The sequence below is a fragment of the Nocardiopsis yanglingensis genome (assembly GCF_045809185.1).
In the GTDB taxonomy this organism is placed as follows: domain Bacteria; phylum Pseudomonadota; class Gammaproteobacteria; order Xanthomonadales; family Xanthomonadaceae; genus Stenotrophomonas; species Stenotrophomonas yanglingensis.
Window position 1 is genome coordinate 59,837 of the sequence record NZ_JBJNRH010000001.1, and the last position, 18,482, is coordinate 78,318.

At 66.2% G+C, this 18,482-nt stretch carries 16 protein-coding genes; 9 read left to right on the top strand and 7 right to left on the bottom strand.

The annotated features are described in order from the left end of the window. The first annotated feature begins 174 nt into the window (after positions 1-174). The 3 genes from ACJ7C5_RS00285 to ACJ7C5_RS00295 are packed head-to-tail and all read left to right on the top strand — an operon-like array spanning position 175 to position 1,711. Positions 175-804 carry a superoxide dismutase gene (locus ACJ7C5_RS00285; RefSeq protein WP_088026242.1) on the top strand — a complete coding sequence of 210 codons (630 nt, stop codon included), beginning with the start codon at positions 175-177 and terminating at the stop codon, positions 802-804. Further along, on the top strand, positions 801-1,379 hold the full coding sequence (locus ACJ7C5_RS00290) for a flavin reductase family protein (RefSeq protein ID WP_097047777.1): 579 nt from the start codon (positions 801-803) through the stop codon (positions 1,377-1,379). The genes ACJ7C5_RS00285 and ACJ7C5_RS00290 overlap by 4 nt, the downstream gene beginning before the upstream one ends. Then, entirely contained in the window at positions 1,376-1,711 is a 336-nt protein-coding gene (locus ACJ7C5_RS00295) for a tetratricopeptide repeat protein (protein WP_082051077.1), read from the top strand. Before ACJ7C5_RS00290 ends, ACJ7C5_RS00295 begins: the two co-directional genes overlap by 4 nt. A gap of 5 nt (positions 1,712-1,716) precedes the next feature. On the opposite strand, the gene ACJ7C5_RS00300 is transcribed toward ACJ7C5_RS00295, so the two are convergent. Beyond that, positions 1,717-2,865 carry a fatty acid desaturase family protein gene (locus ACJ7C5_RS00300; RefSeq protein WP_005413710.1) on the bottom strand — a complete coding sequence of 383 codons (1,149 nt, stop codon included), beginning with the start codon at positions 2,863-2,865 and terminating at the stop codon, positions 1,717-1,719. An 11-nt stretch (positions 2,866-2,876) separates the two neighbouring features. After that, the gene (locus tag ACJ7C5_RS00305; protein WP_412702742.1) at positions 2,877-3,947 is read right to left on the bottom strand and encodes a ferredoxin reductase; all 1,071 of its coding nucleotides are present in this window, start codon (positions 3,945-3,947) and stop codon (positions 2,877-2,879) included. Between the two features lie 92 nt (positions 3,948-4,039). On the opposite strand from ACJ7C5_RS00305, the gene fabR reads away from it, so the two are divergent. The 3 genes from fabR (at position 4,040) to ACJ7C5_RS00320 (ending at position 7,665) form a co-directional block, all read left to right on the top strand. After that, positions 4,040-4,696: an HTH-type transcriptional repressor FabR gene (gene fabR / locus ACJ7C5_RS00310; RefSeq protein WP_005409961.1), complete on the top strand. Its 657-nt coding sequence runs from the start codon at positions 4,040-4,042 to the stop codon at positions 4,694-4,696. Positions 4,697-4,973: 277 nt separating this feature from the next. Next, on the top strand, positions 4,974-7,127 hold the full coding sequence (locus ACJ7C5_RS00315; protein ID WP_412702743.1) for a TonB-dependent receptor plug domain-containing protein: 2,154 nt from the start codon (positions 4,974-4,976) through the stop codon (positions 7,125-7,127). After that, positions 7,117-7,665, top strand: a complete 549-nt coding sequence (locus ACJ7C5_RS00320) for a thioredoxin-like domain-containing protein (RefSeq protein WP_412702744.1) — start codon at positions 7,117-7,119, stop codon at positions 7,663-7,665. Before ACJ7C5_RS00315 ends, ACJ7C5_RS00320 begins: the two co-directional genes overlap by 11 nt. A 184-nt stretch (positions 7,666-7,849) precedes the next feature. Here the strand turns inward: ACJ7C5_RS00320 and mntR are convergent, their stop codons facing one another. Continuing rightward, positions 7,850-8,320, bottom strand: coding sequence for a manganese-binding transcriptional regulator MntR (gene mntR / locus ACJ7C5_RS00325; protein WP_014037494.1), 471 nt, complete (start codon positions 8,318-8,320; stop codon positions 7,850-7,852). A gap of 117 nt (positions 8,321-8,437) precedes the next feature. Here mntR and ACJ7C5_RS00330 point away from each other — a divergent pair, with 117 nt between their 5' ends. Continuing rightward, entirely contained in the window at positions 8,438-9,769 is a 1,332-nt protein-coding gene (locus ACJ7C5_RS00330; RefSeq protein WP_412702745.1) for an Nramp family divalent metal transporter, read from the top strand. A 61-nt stretch (positions 9,770-9,830) separates the two neighbouring features. Here ACJ7C5_RS00330 and ACJ7C5_RS00335 read toward each other — a convergent pair whose 3' ends face one another. From ACJ7C5_RS00335 to ACJ7C5_RS00350, 4 genes are all read right to left on the bottom strand, one after another. Beyond that, complete coding sequence (locus tag ACJ7C5_RS00335; RefSeq protein WP_094000797.1) at positions 9,831-10,157, bottom strand: thioredoxin family protein; 327 nt, start codon at positions 10,155-10,157, stop codon at positions 9,831-9,833. Further along, positions 10,129-10,593: a flavodoxin gene (locus tag ACJ7C5_RS00340; RefSeq protein WP_412702746.1), complete on the bottom strand. Its 465-nt coding sequence runs from the start codon at positions 10,591-10,593 to the stop codon at positions 10,129-10,131. Before ACJ7C5_RS00340 ends, ACJ7C5_RS00335 begins: the two co-directional genes overlap by 29 nt. A gap of 28 nt (positions 10,594-10,621) precedes the next feature. Next, on the bottom strand, positions 10,622-11,662 hold the full coding sequence (locus tag ACJ7C5_RS00345) for a ribonucleotide-diphosphate reductase subunit beta (protein WP_024957408.1): 1,041 nt from the start codon (positions 11,660-11,662) through the stop codon (positions 10,622-10,624). A gap of 71 nt (positions 11,663-11,733) precedes the next feature. Further along, on the bottom strand, positions 11,734-14,097 hold the full coding sequence (locus ACJ7C5_RS00350) for a ribonucleoside-diphosphate reductase subunit alpha (protein ID WP_412702747.1): 2,364 nt from the start codon (positions 14,095-14,097) through the stop codon (positions 11,734-11,736). Between the two features lie 433 nt (positions 14,098-14,530). Here ACJ7C5_RS00350 and ACJ7C5_RS00355 point away from each other — a divergent pair, with 433 nt between their 5' ends. Next, on the top strand, positions 14,531-15,508 hold the full coding sequence (locus tag ACJ7C5_RS00355) for a zinc-binding dehydrogenase (protein WP_412702748.1): 978 nt from the start codon (positions 14,531-14,533) through the stop codon (positions 15,506-15,508). 293 nt (positions 15,509-15,801) lie between these two features. Next, positions 15,802-18,429 (top strand): TonB-dependent receptor, encoded by a 2,628-nt coding sequence (locus tag ACJ7C5_RS00360; RefSeq protein ID WP_412702749.1) that lies wholly within the window; start codon positions 15,802-15,804, stop codon positions 18,427-18,429. The last annotated feature ends 53 nt before the right edge of the window (positions 18,430-18,482 follow it).

The following is an 18,482-nucleotide window of genomic DNA, read 5'->3' on the forward strand; positions in this document are numbered from 1 at the left end:
TTGGGTTGGGCCGCCCGGGGCCGGCCACCCCCCCGGTCTTTTATGGCCGCCCCGCGCCCGCCACTACCATGTCTCCGTCTTGACCTCTTGATCTCTTGACCTCAACCATTGTTGAGGTGCGATAACAGTCTCCCCACGGCCAGCCCCTTGGCCATCCCCACGGAGATTGCTTCGATGTCGTACTCGCTTCCCCCGCTGCCCTATGCCTACGACGCCCTCGAGCCGCATTTCGATGCGCGCACGATGGAGATCCATCACAGCAAGCACCACCAGACCTACGTCAACAACCTCAATGCCGCCATCGAGCAGGCCGGCCTTGCCGAGCAACCGGTCGAGGCGCTGATCGCCAACCTCGATGCCGTGCCCGAGGCGCAGCGCGGCGCGGTCCGCAACAACGGTGGAGGGCACGCCAACCACAGCCTGTTCTGGACCGTGCTCAGCACCAACGGCGGCGCGCCCGATGACGAGCTGGCCGCGGCCATTGACCGTGACCTCGGCGGTTTCGACGCCTTCAAGGACGCCTTCACCAAGGCTGCGCAGACCCGCTTCGGCAGTGGCTGGGCCTGGCTGACCAGCGATCGCGATGGCCACCTGCAGGTCGAAAGCAGCGCCAACCAGGACAGCCCGCTGATGGGTGCAGCGGTCGGACTGTCGGGCAATACCCCGATCCTCGCACTGGACGTCTGGGAACACGCCTACTACCTGCACTACCAGAACCGCCGCCCGGACTACATCGGTGCGTTCTTCAACATCATCAACTGGGCCGAGGTCGGCCGGCGCTACCGCCAGGCCCGGGCCTCATGAGCGGCGAGACACTGCCGTACGCCGGGCCGTGGGCGGGGGTGTTCCCCGCCCCGGCCCCGGTGCCGTCGGTCGAGATGCCGCCGCGTGCATTGCGGCGGCTGCTCGGCCATTTCCCGACCGGCGTGGCCATCGTCTGCGCGCGCGATGCGCAGGGAAAACCGGTCGGCCTGACCATCAACTCATTCGTACCGGTGTCGCTGCAGCCGCCGCTGGTGTTGTGGAACCTGGCGCTGCACGCACAGAGCCTGTCCACCTTCCAGCGCGCCACCCGCTTTGCGATCAGCGTGCTGGCTGCGGACCAGGAAGCACTGGCACGGCGCTTCGCCGATCCGCAGGTACGCAACCGCTTCGACGACCTGCCACTGCTGGACGACGACGAAGACGCGCCACCGCGCATCGCCGGTGCGGTGGCGCATCTCACCTGTACCCGCCACGCGCAGTGGCCGGTGGGTGATCACCTGCTGCTGGCCGGTCGCATCATCGCGGTACACGAGAACGGTGGTGCGCCGCTGCTGTTCCACCGTGGCCGTTTCCAGCCCGGACCGGCCGAACTGCTGGTGGAGGTGCGCGGGTGAACATCGAGGCCCTGGAATGCATGCTTGCCAGCGGCAAGGATGGCGCACTGCTGCGCTTCGGCCTGGGCAAAGGCTGGCTGGATGCCGGCAACCCGGTGCGCGCGGCCACCCATCTGGGCCGCTGCGTGGTGCTTGATCCGCAGTACTCGGCAGCCTGGAAGCTGCTGGGCAAGGCCTGGCTGGCCAGTGGCCAACCGCAGGCGGCGCGCGAAGCGTGGCAGCGCGGGCTGAGCGTGGCCGGCAGCAAGGGCGACCAGCAGGCACGCAAGGAAATGCAGGTGTTCCTGCGACGCCTGGACCGCGAGCAGACGGACCTGGCGAAAGCGGGCTGAGTCGATCAGCCCGCGTTGGCCGATGCCGGTGCGGACATGATGTCCGACATCGGCAGGCGGCGCGGCTTGCTCGGGAATGCGTGGCGCAGGATGCGCCAGACCACCTGCCCGAACTGGCGCGGCAGCGAGCCGTTGTTGTAGTGCTGGCCGTAGCGACGGCAGATATCCTTCACTTCCTTGGCGATGGCTGCATAGCGGTTGGCCGGCAGATCCGGGTAGAAGTGGTGCTCGATCTGGTGGCTGAGGTTGCCCGACAGCACGTTGATCAGGAAGCCGCCGCTGATATTGGACGAACCGCGCAGCTGGCGCAGGTACCAATGGCCGCGCGACTCATTGCGCAGGCACTCCTTCGGGAAGGTTTCCGATTCGGCGGTGAAGTGGCCGCAGAAGATGATCACGTAGGTCCAGATGTTGCGCAGGCCATTGGCCACCATGTTGCCCAGCATCACGGTGAGGAAGAACGGGCCGGCCAGCAGCGGGAAGAACACGTAGTCCTTCAGCACCTGGCGGGCCATTTTCCGCGCCACCGGGCGGGTCTGCATCCACATCGCACGGCCGCTGATGCGACCTTTCAGCCAACGGCCCAGGCGCAGGTCCTGCGCGGCAACGCCCCACTGGAACAGCAGCGCGAAGATCGGCGCGATGATCGGCTGCAGCAGGTAGAACGGCTTCCAGCGCTGTTCCGGGAAGATGCGCAGCAGGCCGTAGCCGATGTCATCGTCCATGCCACGCACGTTGGTGTAGGTGTGGTGGCGGAAATTGTGGGTCTTGCGCCAGTTGTCGGCGGTGGCAACGATGTCCCACTCGTAGGTGTTGCCGTTGAGCTTGGGGTCGCCGGTCCAGTCGAACTGGCCGTGCATGACGTTGTGGCCCAGCTCCATGTTCTCCAGGATCTTCGACAGCGCCAGCAGCAGCGTGCCGGTGATCGCGGCCGGCCACAGCAGCGGCATCCAGAACAGCGGCGAGAATGCCGCCAGGAACAGCAGGCCACGGCCGCCCACGCCGAACCAGCGCACGGCGGCAGCCACGCGGCGGATGTAGCGGGTATCGGAGGCGCCGAGGCTGCCGATCACACGGTCGCGGATCGCATCGAGCTCCTCACCGAAGGCATGCATCTCGGCGGTGCTCAGGGCACGGTCGGTAGCGCGGGTCATGGCAGGCGTCCTCAGAGATCCAGGGTCAGGTCGGTGGTCGGTGCGCTCACGCAGATCCGCACCGGCTGTGCCGATTCGGACTGCAGGTCGCCGGTGCGCAGGTGGCGGGTGGCGCCACTGACGCGGTCACAGCTGCAGCTGTTGCAGATACCCATGCGGCAGCCGTGCTTGGGCTTGATGCCATGGGCCTCGAGGCTTTCCAGCAGCGAGCGGCCACGCGGCACGCTCAGCTGGCGGCCACTGCGCGCAAGCGTCAGCGACACCTCGCCTTCGCTGCTGGCATCGCGCAGCGGCGCCGGCGGGGTGAAGGCTTCGGCCTGGAAGCCGGCCACCTGGTGCGCCAGGCGTTCGCGCGCAGTTGCAACGAAGCCGTCCGGGCCGCAGGCCAGCACATGGCGCTGCGCAAGCGGCGTGTCATCACCGGCCACCTGCAGATCATGGGTATCGATTCGCGCGGCCGGCGCCTCACCCTCGCGGGTGGTGAGCAGATGCACGCGCAGGTTCGGATGTGCCGCAGCCAGCGCCTGCAGTTCATCACGGAACTGCAGATGGGCAGCCGTGCGCTCCCAATAGAACAGGTCAACCGGTGCTGCCAGCGGGCGCTGGCAGGCGTCGCGCAACAGGCTGCGCATCGGCGTGATGCCACTGCCGGCCGCCAGCAGCAAGACCGGCGCGGCGGCAGGCATATGGAATTCGCCGAAGGCGGCATCGAGGCGGAACAGTTCGCCCGGCTGCGCATGGTTGACCAAGTGTTGGCTGACCCTGCCGCCATCGACCGCCTTGACGGTGATCGTCAGCTCGCGCCGCCCCAGTGCGGTGGGGCTGTAGCTGCGCTGCCACAGGCGTCCTTCAATCTCGACACCGAGGGTGACGTGCTGGCCGGCACGCATGCCGGCCCAGTGCCGGTTGGTGCGCAGGACCAGGGTCGCCGCGCCCTCGCCGGCCGGCTCGCGCCGGACCAGGCAGGCCACCGGCTCGCGCAGGGTCCACAGGGGATTGAGCTGGCCCGCCCAGAAATCGAACAGCGACGGCGAGACCCAGCGGTACGGAGAGAACAGGGACGGACGGACGACAGCGCTCATGAGTGAACTATACGGGCGCACATACACCTGTGTATACATGTGTATATTGAACCGGATTGGGTATGATTCAGCCTCGCCCCACCGGAACCCCCATGGCCGCCGCCACCGCCTTGTCGACGCCCGAAGATGCCAACAGCCCGGCCCGCCGTACGGTGAGCCGCGAGGATCTGCTGGCCGCCGCCCTGAAACTGATCGGGCCGCACCGCAGCCTGTCCACGCTCAGCCTGCGCGAAGTGGCACGTGAGGCCGGCATCGCGCCGAACAGCTTCTACCGGCAGTTCCGCGACATGGACGAACTGGCCGTGGCGCTGATCGATGCAGCCGGCCGCTCGCTGCGCACCATCATCGGCGAGGCCCGCCAGCGCGCCACCTCCACCGCCACCAGCGTAGTGCGGGTCTCGGTGGAGACCTTCATGGAGCAGCTGCGCGCCGACGACAAGCTGCTGCACGTACTGCTGCGAGAAGGCGCGGTCGGCTCGGACGACTTCAAGCACGCGGTCGAACGCGAGCTGCACTACTTCGAGGAAGAGCTGCAGCACGACCTGGTGCGCCTGGCTGCATTGGACGGCGCGGTCCTGCATGCGCCGGAACTGGTGGCCAAGGCCATCACCCGGCTGGTGTTCGCGATGGGCGCCACCGCCATGGACCTGCCGCCGGAGAAGGATCCGGAGCTGGTCGAGCAGATCTCCACGATGATCCGCATGATCATCGTCGGCGCCCGTACCCCCGCCGCATTCCGCCGCGGCTGACGATCCGTTCCGGGGTCGGATCCCTTTCCAAAGGAAAGGGCTCTGACCCCATCTCCCCTGCCCGCCACGGCAACGCCATTCTCCGTACATGACCACCGGCAGGGTTGTGGTCGTTATATGTAATGTTATAACACGCTCATGATCTGACTCGACCAGCGCTCCACACGGAATTGCTGCGGCTTCGTTATATAGCACTTGCTATATTAATAAGCCGCTGCTTTCATATGCATCAGCCAGGTCGCCCTCGCCGCCTTTCTTCCCCCAAGGACGACGCCTCATGCCCGTTTCCCTCCTTCGCCGCCTGCCACTGGCTGCCGCCATTGCCCTCACCCTGCCACTGCCCGCAGTGGCAGCCACTCCGAAGCCGACCGAGCTGGACCGTGTGCAGGTCAAGGTCAGCACTGCCACCCGCAGCGAACGCCTGCTGTCCGATGTCCCGATCCGCACCGAAGTGCTGCGCAAGGAAGACATCGCGCTGCGTGCGGCCACCGACTTCTCGCGCGCCGCCGAGCTGATCAACGGTCTGCGCGTGGAGAGCAACTGCCAGAACTGCAACACCAGCGAGGTACAGCTGCTGGGCCTGCCCGGCGCCTACAACCAACTGTTGTTCGATGGCATCCCGCTGCTGTCCACGCTGGGCAGCGTGTACGGCCTGGAACAGATTCCGGCCGGGTTCGTCGACCGCATCGAAGTGGTCAAGGGCGGTGGTTCGGCGCTGTATGGACCGGGCGCGGTGGCCGGTGTGATCAACCTGATCCCGCCGCTGCCGGCGCGTAGCGGTGGCCACGTGCAGGCCGGCGTGGATGTGCTGAAAGGCACGCCGCAGAAGAACGCCGACGTGCGGCTGGACCTGGTGGCCAAGGACGCAGACGCCGGGCTGTCGGTGATTGCCCAACGCAACTGGAACAGCGGCATCGACTACAACGGTGACGGCTACACCGAGATCACCCGCAAGAACCTCAAGGTCGGCGGACTGCAGGCCTGGTATGCGCCCACACCGGGCACACGGCTGCGCCTGGACCTGCAGGTGACCGATGAAACCCGCCGCGGCGGCAACCGCCTGGACCAGCCCGAATACCTGGCCAACATCGCCGAATCGCTGGATACGAAGTACCGGCGCGGCAGCGTGTCGTGGGATCAGGAGATCAATGCTGACGTCGATTTCCGCCTGGCCTATGCCTTCGCCGACATCGACCGCGACAGTTTCTATGGCGGTCTTGGCGACGTGGTCACCGATCCGTCCGCGCCCGGCTATGACCCGTCGCAGCTGGACCCCAACGTCGCCGGCAGCGCGGCCTCGCGTTCGTGGCGCCAGTACGGGCGCACCCACAACCCGCTGCACTATATCGACAGCCAGTTGAACTGGCGGTTGGGCGCACACGCGCTGGCCTTTGGCGTGCAGTACAAGCACGAGGCGCTGCGCGACGACAATCGCACCGGTGACGGCCAGCGCCTTGCGGTGCTGGAGGACGCTACCTTCCACAACCTGGGGGCCTTCATCCAGGACGAATGGAGCCTGCGCGACGACGTCGACCTGGTGCTGGGCGCACGCGTGGACAAGAGCTCGGAGCTGGACAGCGCGGTGTTCTCGCCGCGCATCGCGCTGGCCTGGCAGGCTACCCCGAGCCTGAAATGGCGCGCCGGTATCGCCACCGGCTTCCGTGCACCGGAGATCTTCGTCGAGGATGTGCATGTCGATACCCTCGGCGGCGAACAGGTGCGCGTGCGCAACACCGATGGCCTGAAGGAAGAGCGCGCGTTGACCACCCTGTTCGGCTTCGACTGGCGATCGGACCCGGCCAATCCGGTCTGGAGCTGGGATGCCACCGCCTCGTATGCGCGCATCCGCGACACCTTCGCGCTGGGCGAGATCCAGCGCGGCGATGACGGCCAGCTGAGCCAGCTGCGCTACAACGCTTCCGGCTCCAACGTGCTGGGCGCGGAAACCAACCTCAGCTGGCAGCCGTCGCCACAGTGGCGCCTGACCGCCGGTGCCTCGTGGTACCGCTCGCGCTTCCGTGAACCGCAGCGCATCTTTGACGACACCGGCGACGGCGGCGACACCGTCATTGAAAGCCGCGACTACCTGAAGACCCCACGCTGGACCGGCCTGGCCCAGCTCAGCTGGATGCCCGCCGAGCCGTGGGAGACCTTCGTCGCGCTGCGCCACACCGGCCCGATGTCAGTGCTGAACAACCGCCTGGGCGAGTTGCACCGCACGCGTTCGTTCCTGGTCACCGACCTCGGTGCGCGCTGGCACCGTCACCTGGGCGCGCATGCGCAGCAGGAAGTGTCAGTGGCCGCAGGCGTCAAGAACGTGTTCGACCAGCGCCAGAAGGATCTGGAGGTAGGTGCGCTGCGTGACAGCGACTATGTCTATGGGCCGCGCTTCGCGCGCTCGTGGTACGTCAACCTGCGCTATGCGTTCTAAGCCACTACGGGCGTTGTTGCTGGCCTGTGCCGTGCTGCTGGCCACACCGGCGACGGCTGCGGACCTGCACGCGCAGGTCTCGTCCTCGCTGATGCGGCCGGAACAGCGCTCGCTGCGACCGATGAAGTGGTCACCTCCGCCGAAACTGGTGGCGCTGTACTTCGGCGCCGACTGGTGCGCCCCCTGCCATGCCTTCGTACCCACACTGCGCAGCGTGCGTGACGCGTTGCGCGAGGCAGGCGCCGATACCGAAGTGGTCTACGTCAGCCTGGATGAGAGCGAGGCCGCGCTGCGCCGCTACATGCATGCGCAGGAGATGCCGTGGCCGGTGCTGGACCCGCGCCGCGCCGCGCGCATGCCTGCGCTGCAGGCCCTGGCCGGGTTGGCACCGCCGAACCTGGTGCTGATCGATGCCGACGGGAATGTACTTGCCAATGGCTGGCACGGCCGCCGCTACGATGGCCTGCAGCCGGTGTTGAAGGAATGGACGAAACGGGCGTGCGCGCAGCAGCAGGCGCGATGTCCGCCTGGATTGTAGGGTCGCGCGAACAAAAGCAGATTCCGCAAGTAGATCCACGCCATGCGTGGATGCATTTGTAGAGTCGAGCCATGCTCGACTGATTCCATCACCGCGCGAACGGCAGCCGAGCATGGCTCGGCTCTACAGAACACCTGATTCCGCCACCACACGGACACCCGCCGGGCATGGCCCGGCGCTACCGTTACGGCGCCCCGCCCTCGGCCTTGCGCACGAACGCTTCGAACAACGCCAACGTCTGTTCGCTTACATGGTGTTCGATACCCTCGGCATCGCGCCGTGCGGTATCCGGGTCCACACCCAGCGCCAGCAGGAAACGCTCCACGGTCTGGTGGCGCTGACGGCTGGCATGGGCCAGCGCCTCGCCTTCCGGGGTCAGGAACACACCGCGGTAGGGCCGCTGCACCACCCAGCCGTCACGGGCCAGCCGCCGCAGCATCTTCGCCACGGTGGGCTGGGCCACGCCGAGGCGGGTGGCGATGTCGACCTGGCGGGCCTCGCCGCCGTCGGCCAGCAGGTCCGAGATCAGCTCGACATAGTCCTCCACCAGCTCCATCCGGTGCGCCTCGCGTACCTGCCGGAAGCTCTCGACCTGGCGCTCGGCCTCGATCAAGGGGGTGCTTTTCAGCGATGTCGAATCGTCGGTCTTGCCCACGCCTGCGCCTGTCCTTCCGGTGTACTCCGGTGTTGAACCTGAATTCTGGACCAGTAACGCGATAAAGACGATTGTTTCACATTGCTAATGACTATAGCAGGAGCTATATTCGGACCCATGAACACCCTGGTGCCCCGCGACCCTTCGGCCTCCACTCCGGCCAGCCTCGGTGCGCTCAACGCCTCGGTCGCGGTGCCCGACAAGGGACACTGGTGGTTCCGCCTGCTGGCCTTCCTCGGCCCGGGCTACATGATCTCGGTCGGCTACATGGACCCGGGCAACTGGGCCACCGACCTCGCCGGCGGTTCGCGCTTCGGCTACCTGCTGCTGTCGGTCATCCTCATTTCCAACCTGATGGCGGTGATCCTGCAGGCGCTGTCGGCGCGGCTCGGCATCGCCACCGGCATGGACCTGGCGCAGGCCTGCCGCGCGCGTTGCCCGAAGCCGGTGAACCTGGCGCTGTGGGCACTGTGCGAGGCGGCAATCATCGCCTGCGACCTGGCCGAGGTGATCGGCACCGCAATCGCCTTGAAGCTGTTGTTCGACCTGCCGCTGCTGTGGGGCGCGGTGATCACTGCGCTGGATACGCTGCTGGTGCTGCTGCTGATGAACCGAGGTTTCCGTGCACTGGAAGCCTTCGTGATCGCGCTGCTGATGGTGATCTTCGCGTGCTTCGTGGTGCAGATCGCGATGGCGGCGCCGCCGGTGATGGCGGTGCTGGGCGGCTTCATACCGCGCGCACAGGTGGTGACCGATCCGCATGCGCTGTACATCGCCATCGGCATCATTGGCGCCACGGTGATGCCGCACAACCTGTACCTGCATTCCTCCATCGTGCAGACCCGCGCCTACCCGCGTACCGATGAAGGCCGCCGCAGCGCGCTGCGCTGGGCGGTGACCGACAGCACCATTGCACTGACCCTGGCGCTGTTCATCAATGCCAGCATCCTGATCCTGGCGGCGGCGGTGTTCCATGCCAATGGCCGTTTCGACGTGGAAGACATCGAGCAGGCGCACCAGCTGCTGGCACCAATGCTGGGTGTGGGCGCAGCGGCGACGTTGTTCGCGGTGGCCCTGCTGGCCTCCGGCCTGAATTCGACGGTGACCGCCACGCTGGCTGGCCAGATCGTGATGGAAGGCTTCCTGCACCTGCGCCTGCCACCGTGGCTGCGGCGGCTGATCACGCGCGCACTGGCAATCATTCCGGTGGTGGTGGTGATCATGCTGTTCGGCGACCAGGGCGCGGTGAAGCTGCTGGTACTGAGCCAGGTGGTCCTGTCGATGCAGCTGCCGTTCGCGATCATCCCACTGGTGCGGATCGTGACCGACAAAGTGACCATGGGAGCCTTGGTCGCACCGCGTTGGCTGGGCGCGATCGCCTGGGTGATCGCGCTGGTGATCGTGGTGTTGAACGTGAAACTGCTGGTGGATACCTTCGCCGGCGGGTGACGCCAATGCCGGGGTCAGAGCCCTTGCCTCTGGCAAGGGCTCTGACCCCGCCACCTCCGCGCTACAGATGCAGCGCGATCGCGGCCTCGATCTGCTGCGGCGACTGGAATCCGGCCAGGCGGGTGCGTTCGTCGCCGTCACGGAACAGGGATAGCGTCGGCGTCTGCCGCAGACCCAGTTCCTTGAAGAACGCCTCGCCCAGCACTTCCAGCTGCACGCGCAGCAGGGTGGTCCCCTGCCCTGCACTGCTGGTCGCCACGCGATGCAGCGACATCTCCAGCATCCGGCACCCCGGGCACTGGTCCTTGTGGAAATCCACCAGCACCCGCGGGTGTTCGGCCAGCAGCTGCTGGAACTGCTCAGGCGTGGTGGCGTCGATGATCTGCATCGCAGTTGCTCCAGTAATGGGCCAGGACCGCATCGGTCCAGGCCTCGATGGCCCCGGCATGGCGTTGGCCATGCGGCATCTGTTCGATCTCCAGCGGCGGATAGTCGCTGCGGAAATAGCGGACCAGCCGGTGCACGGCACCGCAGTAGTACTCCTGCCCCCACTGCGTTTCGCCGGTGCCGAACACCGCCAGCTGCCGTGGCCGCTCGCCGCGCTCGGCAATACCGGCCACCCACGCCTTCATCTCCGAAGGCGTGCGGCCGGCGTTGTCGGTCCAGCAGCCCAGCAGCACCAGGTCAGCCTCGTCGGCCGCCAGCGGCGGTGCCTGGCGCAGGTCGTCGGCCTCCTGCCAGTGCACCGCATGGCCGGCAGCGCGGCAGCGCTCGGCGATCTGCCGGCCGAGCTCGCGGGTATTGCCACTCAGCGAGGCCACCACCAGCAGAATGCTCAGCGCTTCACCCGACTCAGAGGTCGTCGAAGCCGTTGTCGACGTTGGTCTTCTTGTAACTTGCATTGCGCATCTCGAAGAAGTCGGTCTTGGTTTCGGTGAAGTTGTCGGCGTAGGCCTTGATCCACGGCATCACGTTGTCGGTGGTGTCGCTGTACAGGCGCTCGATGCCGAGCATGCCGGCCATCTTGTTGGCGCGGTACTTCACGTAGCGCACCATCTCGTCCACGTCGATGCCATCGATGCCGTCCAGCACCTCCGACGACCACTGCGTCTCCAGCTCGATCGCATGTTCGAACGACTGGTGTACGTAGGCGGTCAACTCGTTGGTCTGCAGCTCAGGGTTCTCACCGATGATGGCGCGGATCAGCTCGCTGATGAACTTGGTATGCGCCAGCTCGTCACGGTTGATGAAGCTGATGATCTTGCCCGTACCGTTCATGCGGTTCTGCCGCACCATGTTGTAGAAGTACGCAAACCCGGAATAGAAGTTGATGCCCTCCAGGATCGAGGACTGAATGAGCGACTTCAGCAGGGTTTCGGCGGTCTTCTCGCGCATGAAGTCGTCGTACGCACCCATGATCGGTGCATTGCGCTTGATGATGGTCGGGTGGGTGCGGGCGATCTCGAAAATGCGGTTCTGGTTCGGCAGGTCGGTGATCGAGGCCAGCACGTAGCTGTAGCTCTCGTTGTGGATCACTTCCTGCTGGCCGATGATCGCCGCATTGGCATGCGCGGCCGGGTCGGTAATGTACTCGGCCACGTTGTAGATGAAGCGGGTCTGCGGTGAGTCGAGCGTGGCCAGCAGGCCGATGATCGAGTCGTAGGCGTTCTTCTCACGCGCGTTGAGCTCGCCGTACTGGCGGGCATCCAGCTTCATGTCGACCTCGTCGGGAATCCAGAAGTTGGTCGACAGCTCCTTGTAGGCCCGATAGAACGACGGGTACGGGATGTCGTTCCAGTTGAGGATGCCGCTGGTGCGGCCGTTGATGATGCCGGTGCTGCGGTTGGGATGGCGTGGTTCGAGGATCTTGATGCGGTCGAGAGGGGTTGCCATGGTTTTCTGCCTTCGTTCTCTTTCTATCGTGTTGCCGGCCAGCGGCCGGCACTACCGTGGATCGCCGACGGTCAGCTGGAGCACCACTCGCATTCGCTGATGTCGATATCGTTGGAGCGCACGTAGTAGGTGGTCTTCAGGCCCTCGCGCCAGGCACTCAGGTGCAGCTCCAGCAGCGTGCTGGCGCGGATGGTGCTGGGCACGTACAGGTTGAAGCTGATCGACTGGTCGACGTGGCGCTGGCGGCGCGCGTTCTGGCGCACGCTGGCGAACTGGTCGACCTTGTAGGCGCCCTTCTCGTAGTAAGGCCAGGTTTCCAGCGAGAGCCCCGGTGCTGCTACCGGCCGCCGGAAGTCCTTCTTTTCCTCGTAGTAGAACGCGCTGTAGATCGGGTCGATCGAAGCGGTGGAACCGGCAATCTGTGCGGTGCTCATGTTCGGCGCCACGGCCAGCAGCCAACCGTTGCGCAGGCCGTGCGTGGCGACCTCGCGGGCCAGGCTGTCCCAGGCCGCGCCGCTGTAGTCGCGATCGCTGAAGTAGCGGCCGTTGTGCCAGTCGCTGCCGGCGAACATCGGGTAGCTGCCCTTTTCCTTCGCCAGCTGCGCGCTGGCCTGGATGGTCAGGAAGTTGATGCGCTCGTACAGGCGGTCGGCCAGCTGTTCGGCATCCGGTGATTCCCATTGGATCGCCTGCTGCGCCAACAGGTGGTGCCAGCCGAAGGTGCCCAGACCGATGGCGCGGTACTTGCGGTTGGTGATGGTGGCCTGCGGCACCGGCAGCGCATTGAGGTCGATCACGTTGTCGAGCATGCGCACCTGGATCGGGATCAGGCGCTCCAGCACGTCGGTGGCCAGCAGGTCATCCGGTGCACTGATCGCACGGCCGAGGTTGATCGAGGACAGGTTGCAGACCACGAAGTCGCCCGCGCGACGCGTAGTCACGATCTGGTCGCCGCTGACGATCTCCTGGATCATCCGCGTCGGGCTCATGTTCTGCAGGATCTCGGTGCACAGGTTGCTGGAATAGATCATGCCCGCGTGCTTGTTCGGGTTCCGGCGGTTGACCTCGTCGCGGTAGAACAGGAACGGGTTGCCGGTCTCCAGCTGGCTGAGCATGATCCGCTTGAACAGATCGATGGCCTTCACCGTGCGGCGGCTGATGCGCTCATCGGCCACCAGCTCGGCGTAGCGGTCACGGAAGCTGCCCGAACCACGCTTCTCGTCGTAGAAGTCCTGCAGATACCAGCCCTTGGCCTGCTTCACCTCGTGCGGATCGAACAGGTACCAGTCGGCGCGACGCTCGACCGCTTCCATGAACAGGTCGGGCACGCACACCGACGTGAACACATCGTGCGCGCGCAGGCGCTGGTCGCCGTTGTTGAGGCGCAGGTCCATGAAGGCTTCAATGTCGCGGTGCCAGATGTCCAGGTACACCGCCACCGCACCCTTGCGCTGGCCAAGCTGGTCGACCGACACCGCAGTGTTGTTGAGCTGCTTGATCCACGGCACCACGCCACCGGAGGAATTGGCTACGCCCCGGATCGGCGCGCCGCTGCTGCGCACGTAGCCCAGGTAGGCACCCACACCGCCGCCGTGCTTGGACACGCGGGCGATATCGGTGTTGGAGTCATAGATGCCCTGCAGGCTGTCGTCCACCGTGTCGATGAAGCAGCTGGACAGCTGCCCACCCACCTTGCCCGCATTGGCCAACGTCGGCGTGGCTACCGTCATGTACAGGTTGGACAGCGCCCAGTAGGCCTCGCCGACCAGCTGCATGCGCCGCTCGCGCGGCTTTTCCTCCTGCATCAGGTACAGCGCGATGGTCAGCCAGCGCTCCTGCGGCAGTTCGTAGACTTCGCGGCTGCGGTCGCTGGCCAGATAGCGCGTGGCCAACAGGTACAGGCCGTTGTAGGCGAACAGGCGGTCGCGTTCCGGGTCGATCATCTCGCCGGCCTGCTGCAGCTCTTCCTTGGAATAGCAGCGCAGGATGTCGTTGCTGTAGATGCCGCGGTCGGCCAGGCTTTCCTGCAGGCCCACATACGAGCCGTACTTCAGGCCGACATCGTAGAAGCGGTTGCGGCTGGCGCGCTTGTACAGGCGGCGCAGGTAGATGCGCGCTGCAAACTGTTCCCACTCTGGCGCGACCAGGTCCACCCGCGACTCGGCCTCACGGATCAGCAGATCGACCAGATCATCGGCGCTGATACTGGGCTTGCGCTCGACCATCGCCTGCACCACGCGGCGGTAGTCGCTCACATCCAGCTGCGGGAACTCGGCATGCACGGCGTCGATGCTGCGCTGCAGGCGCTCGGCCTCGAACGGCAGGCGACGGTTGCCGGCCTCTTTGGTGATCCAGGTCGGCACGCGCTCGCCACCGGCGCGCAAGGCGTCGCCAGCGCCGGCCAGATCGGCCACGCGGAAGGTACTGTCGGTCATGGTGGTGAAACTCCAGGCTCGCACGCGCGTTGGCGGTCGATGCCATGGCGGCCCTGCACGCGATACCGGCGCACGGGGCGGTCGGGGTGGGATGCCAAAGCGCGGGAACACCAGATCGTCGGCAACAGCCTGCGCCTGCGGCCGGTATCCGGGCCGTGGGGGCGATCTGGGTCCGCACGATGGCGGCCGCGTCGACACGGCAAGCCTTCAGGGGCGGGCCGCGGGACGTTTGCTGCATGTCCGGCGGCGGCGGCTGACCGGGAGTGACGGCCACAACATAGTGGGGATATCGGAACTCGTCAACACAAGATGCGGTAATCAGCACATGTCGCGACGATCAGTCGCAGGATGCCGTGTTGCACCTGCGGCGCCTTGTCGACAGCGCCTGCGTCCCCAGTTCGATACAACATCAACTTTCCCCGGAACACCGCCCATGCGCGCTGCCCAATACCCCTCCTTCGGCGACCCGGCCGAGGTCCTTGCCATTGCCGAAGCGCCCCTGCCCGAGCCCGGCCCCGGCGAGGTGCGCATCCGCACCGTGCTGGCCTCGATCCACAACCACGACCTGCTGACCGTGCGCGGCCTGTATGGCTACAAGCCAGCGCTGCCGGCGATTGGTGGCAGTGAAGCGCTGGGCGTGGTCGATGCACTCGGTGATGGCGTCGACGGTCTGCAGATCGGCCAGCGGGTTGCCGCCGCCTCGGTGCACGGTACCTGGGCTGAAGTCTTCATCGCGCCGGCACGCATGGTGATTCCGATGCCGGAGGCGATCCCCGACGAAATGGCCGCACAGCTGATCGCGATGCCGCTGAGCGCGCTGATGCTGCTGGAATTCCTGCACGTCGAAGCGGGCCAGTGGATCGTGCAGAACACCGCCAACGGCGCAGTGGGCAAGTCGCTGGCGATGCTGGCGCGTGCGCGTGGCGTGCATGTGGCCAACCTGGTGCGCAATGCCGATGCGGTCGCGCAGTTGGAAGCGCTGGGCATCGATCATGTGTTCGACACTTCGGTGGACGGCTGGAAGGATCGCGTGCGTGAAGCGACCGGCGAAGCGCAGGCGGCTGCTGCGGTGGATTCGATCGGCGGCGACGCCAGCGGCGATCTGGTCGACCTGCTCGGCCACCACGGCACCCTGGTGTCGTTCGGTGTGATGAGCGGCGAACCCATGCGCATTCCCGCCGGTGGCCTGATCTACAAGGAAGCCACGGTGAAGGGCTTCTGGGGCAGCAAGGTCAGCCAGGCGATGGCGGTGGAGGACAAGCGCCGGCTGGTTGGCGAGCTGCTCAAGCGCGCGGCCAGTGGCGAGCTGACGCTGCCGGTGGAGCAGGTCTTCGCACTGGACGACATCGCCAAGGCGGCGAAGGCCGGTGCCGGTTCAGGCCGCAATGGCAAGGTGCTGCTGCGGCCTTGATGGGCTGGCATTGCCTTCTGTAGCCGAGCCATGCTCGGCTGCTTTCCGGTCAGTGTGCGGAGCCGAGCGTAGGCTCGGCTCTACAGGAGCGTGCGGACCAACGGTCCGCACCCACCACAGACCAGTCGGCACCCACCACAGATCGGTCCGCCCCCACCGCACCGGTCGATAACAGGGCCAATCATTTCGTTAAGAACCTGTGATGTATAACTGAATGCGCTTTCGTCATTGGAAGGCGCACGTGGCTGCGTGCGGTACTGACGACTCCTCCCCCGTTCGGCGTTGTCGCTTCCATGTACCGCACCACCCTGAACCTGCTTGCCGGCGCCATCGCGCTGGGCCTCACCGCCGGCGCTGCCGGCGCCGCTGAAACCGCCGACTCCGGCAAGGACAGCACCACCCTGGGCACCGTGCTGGTGACCGGCTCCAACATCAAGCGCAGCGATACCGCCGGGCCCAACCCGGTGCAGATCGTCAGCCGCGAACAGATCGAACAGACCGGTCGTTCCACCCTCACCGACGTGCTGCGCAACCTGTCGGCCAATGCCGGCAACAGCTTCGACGAGCAGTACACCGGCAGCTTCGCCGCCGGCTCGGCGTCGATCGGCCTGCGCGGCCTGTCGCCAAAGAACACGCTGGTGCTGGTCAACGGCTATCGAGTCTCCAACTTCGGCTTTGCACTCAATACCCAGGACACCTTCGTCGACCTCAACGCACTGCCGATCAGCGCGGTCGAGCGCATCGAAGTGCTGAAGGATGGCGCCTCGGCGGTGTACGGCTCCGATGCCATTGCCGGCGTCATCAACATCATCCTGCGCAAGAACTTCCAGGGCGTGGAAGTGGGCGGCGGCTTCGGTACCGCCACCCAGGGCGGCCTGGACGAGCGCAAGGCCAACCTGCTGGCCGGCTTCGGCGACCTCGAACAGCAGGGCTGGAACGTGCTGTTCGGGCTGGACCTGCTCAAGCGCGACCGCCTCGATGGCGACGACCGCGCCTATACCCGCAGCGGCGATTTCCGCGACAAGCCCGGTGGCCGCCTGGCCGGCTGGTCCACTGCCGGTGGCAACTGGCTGTCCAACCCACGCGCACCGCAGCCGTTCGCCAACTGCCCAGACGGCAGCCAACTGCGCCCCTACAGCGACTTCGGCAGCACCCTGCCCGGCCAGGCCTGCGCCTTCAACGCGCAACCGTTCAAGACCCTGCAGCCCGGCGCCGAGCGCCTGCAGGCGTCGTTGAGTGCGACCTACCGCTTCAACGACAGCGTCGAGGCCTTCACCGACGTGCTGTACAGCCACAACAAGGCTGACCAGATCTTCAGCGCGCCGTTGACCGTCGGACCCGGCCTACGTGCCTACAACCCGGCCACCGGCACCCTGATCGACGTACCGGCGGTGCTGCCGGTCGGCCACCCGAACAACCCGGGCAACACGCCGCTGCCGTTCGAGTACACCTTCTTCGATCTCGGCCCGCGCCTGAAGGACAATACGCAGGTCTTCTACCGCGCCCTGGCCGGCGTGCGCGGCAGCGGCGAGCGCTGGGACTGGGAAGTGGCGGCGCTGACCTCGCAGAGCGCGCAGCGCGAATACGTGGACAACTTCGTCAACCGCTACGCGTTCGAACAGATCCTGCGCGATGGCAGCTACAACTTCCTCAACCCGTCCAGCACGCCAGGGGCGCTGGATGCACTGCGCCTGCAGACCAAGCGCCCGGGCTGGTACAAGCTGCACTCGTTGAATGTGAAGGCCTCGACCTCGCTGTGGGAGCTGCCGGCCGGTGCGGTCGGCTTCGCCTGGGGTGCCGAGTTCCGCAAGGAATCACTGGACGCGCGTACCAGTGCACAGGTGCTGTCGGGCACCGAGCTACGCCCGGCGATCAACGTGGTCAACGGCGAACGGCAGGTCAGCGCTGCCTACGCCGAGCTGAGCGTACCGCTGCACCGCACGCTGGAACTGCAGCTGGCCGGTCGCGGCGACCGTTACGATGATTTCGGCAAGGCGTTCTCGCCGAAGGTGGCGCTGCGCTGGCAGCCGCTGGACAGCCTGCTGCTGCGCGGCTCGTTCTCGCGTGGCTTCCGTGCGCCGTCGCTGCCGGAAATCGCGCCGGGCCAGACCGTCAGCTACGGCTCGGTGATCGATCCGCTGGATCCGCTGCAGCCCGGCGGCAGCCGTGGAGTGACCAACATCCGCACCGGCAACCCGGACCTGAAGGCCGAACGCTCGCGCAATTTCAACGTGGGCGCGGTGTGGTCGCCGGATGGCGACACCAGCATCGGCCTGGACTGGTACCGCATCGAGCAGGACAACCTGGTCAAGCCGGACAGCGCGCAGTTCATCGTCGACAACCCGACGCTGTTCCCCGGGCGCGTGCAGCGCGATGCACAGGGACGCATCCAGTTCATCACCAACCAGTATGCCAACCAGGGCGAGCTGACCACCTCGGGCCTGGACCTGGACGCCAACCACACCTTCCGCACCGAGGGCTGGGGCAACTTCACCGTCGCCGGCAGCTGGACCCATCTGCTCAGCTTCAAGCAGCCGCTGGTGGCCGGCCAGGCCCCGTACGAGGGAGCCGGCAACAACCGCCACGGCGCGCTGCCGCGCAGCCGCGGCACCACGTCGTTGAACTGGGCGGTGGGCGACTGGAGCAGCACGCTGAGCCTGCAATACGTGAGCGGCTACGATCAGCGCGTGGCGACGGCCACCAGCAACCCGGGGCTGCGCGACCGCATCAAGCCGTATCACCAGCTGGACCTGTACGTGGCCTACGACGGTATTCCCAACACCACGTTGTCGCTGTCTGTGCTGAACCTGACCGACAAGGACCCGCCGTTCGATCCGGCCGGCGGCTCCAATGGCTTCGATATCAGCCAGTACAACCTGCGCGGGCAGTTCGTCTCGCTGGGGGCGCGCTACCGGTTCTGACGCGATATCGGGGCGGCGGTGACGCGCCGCCCCATTTGTGCTGCCGGCCAGCG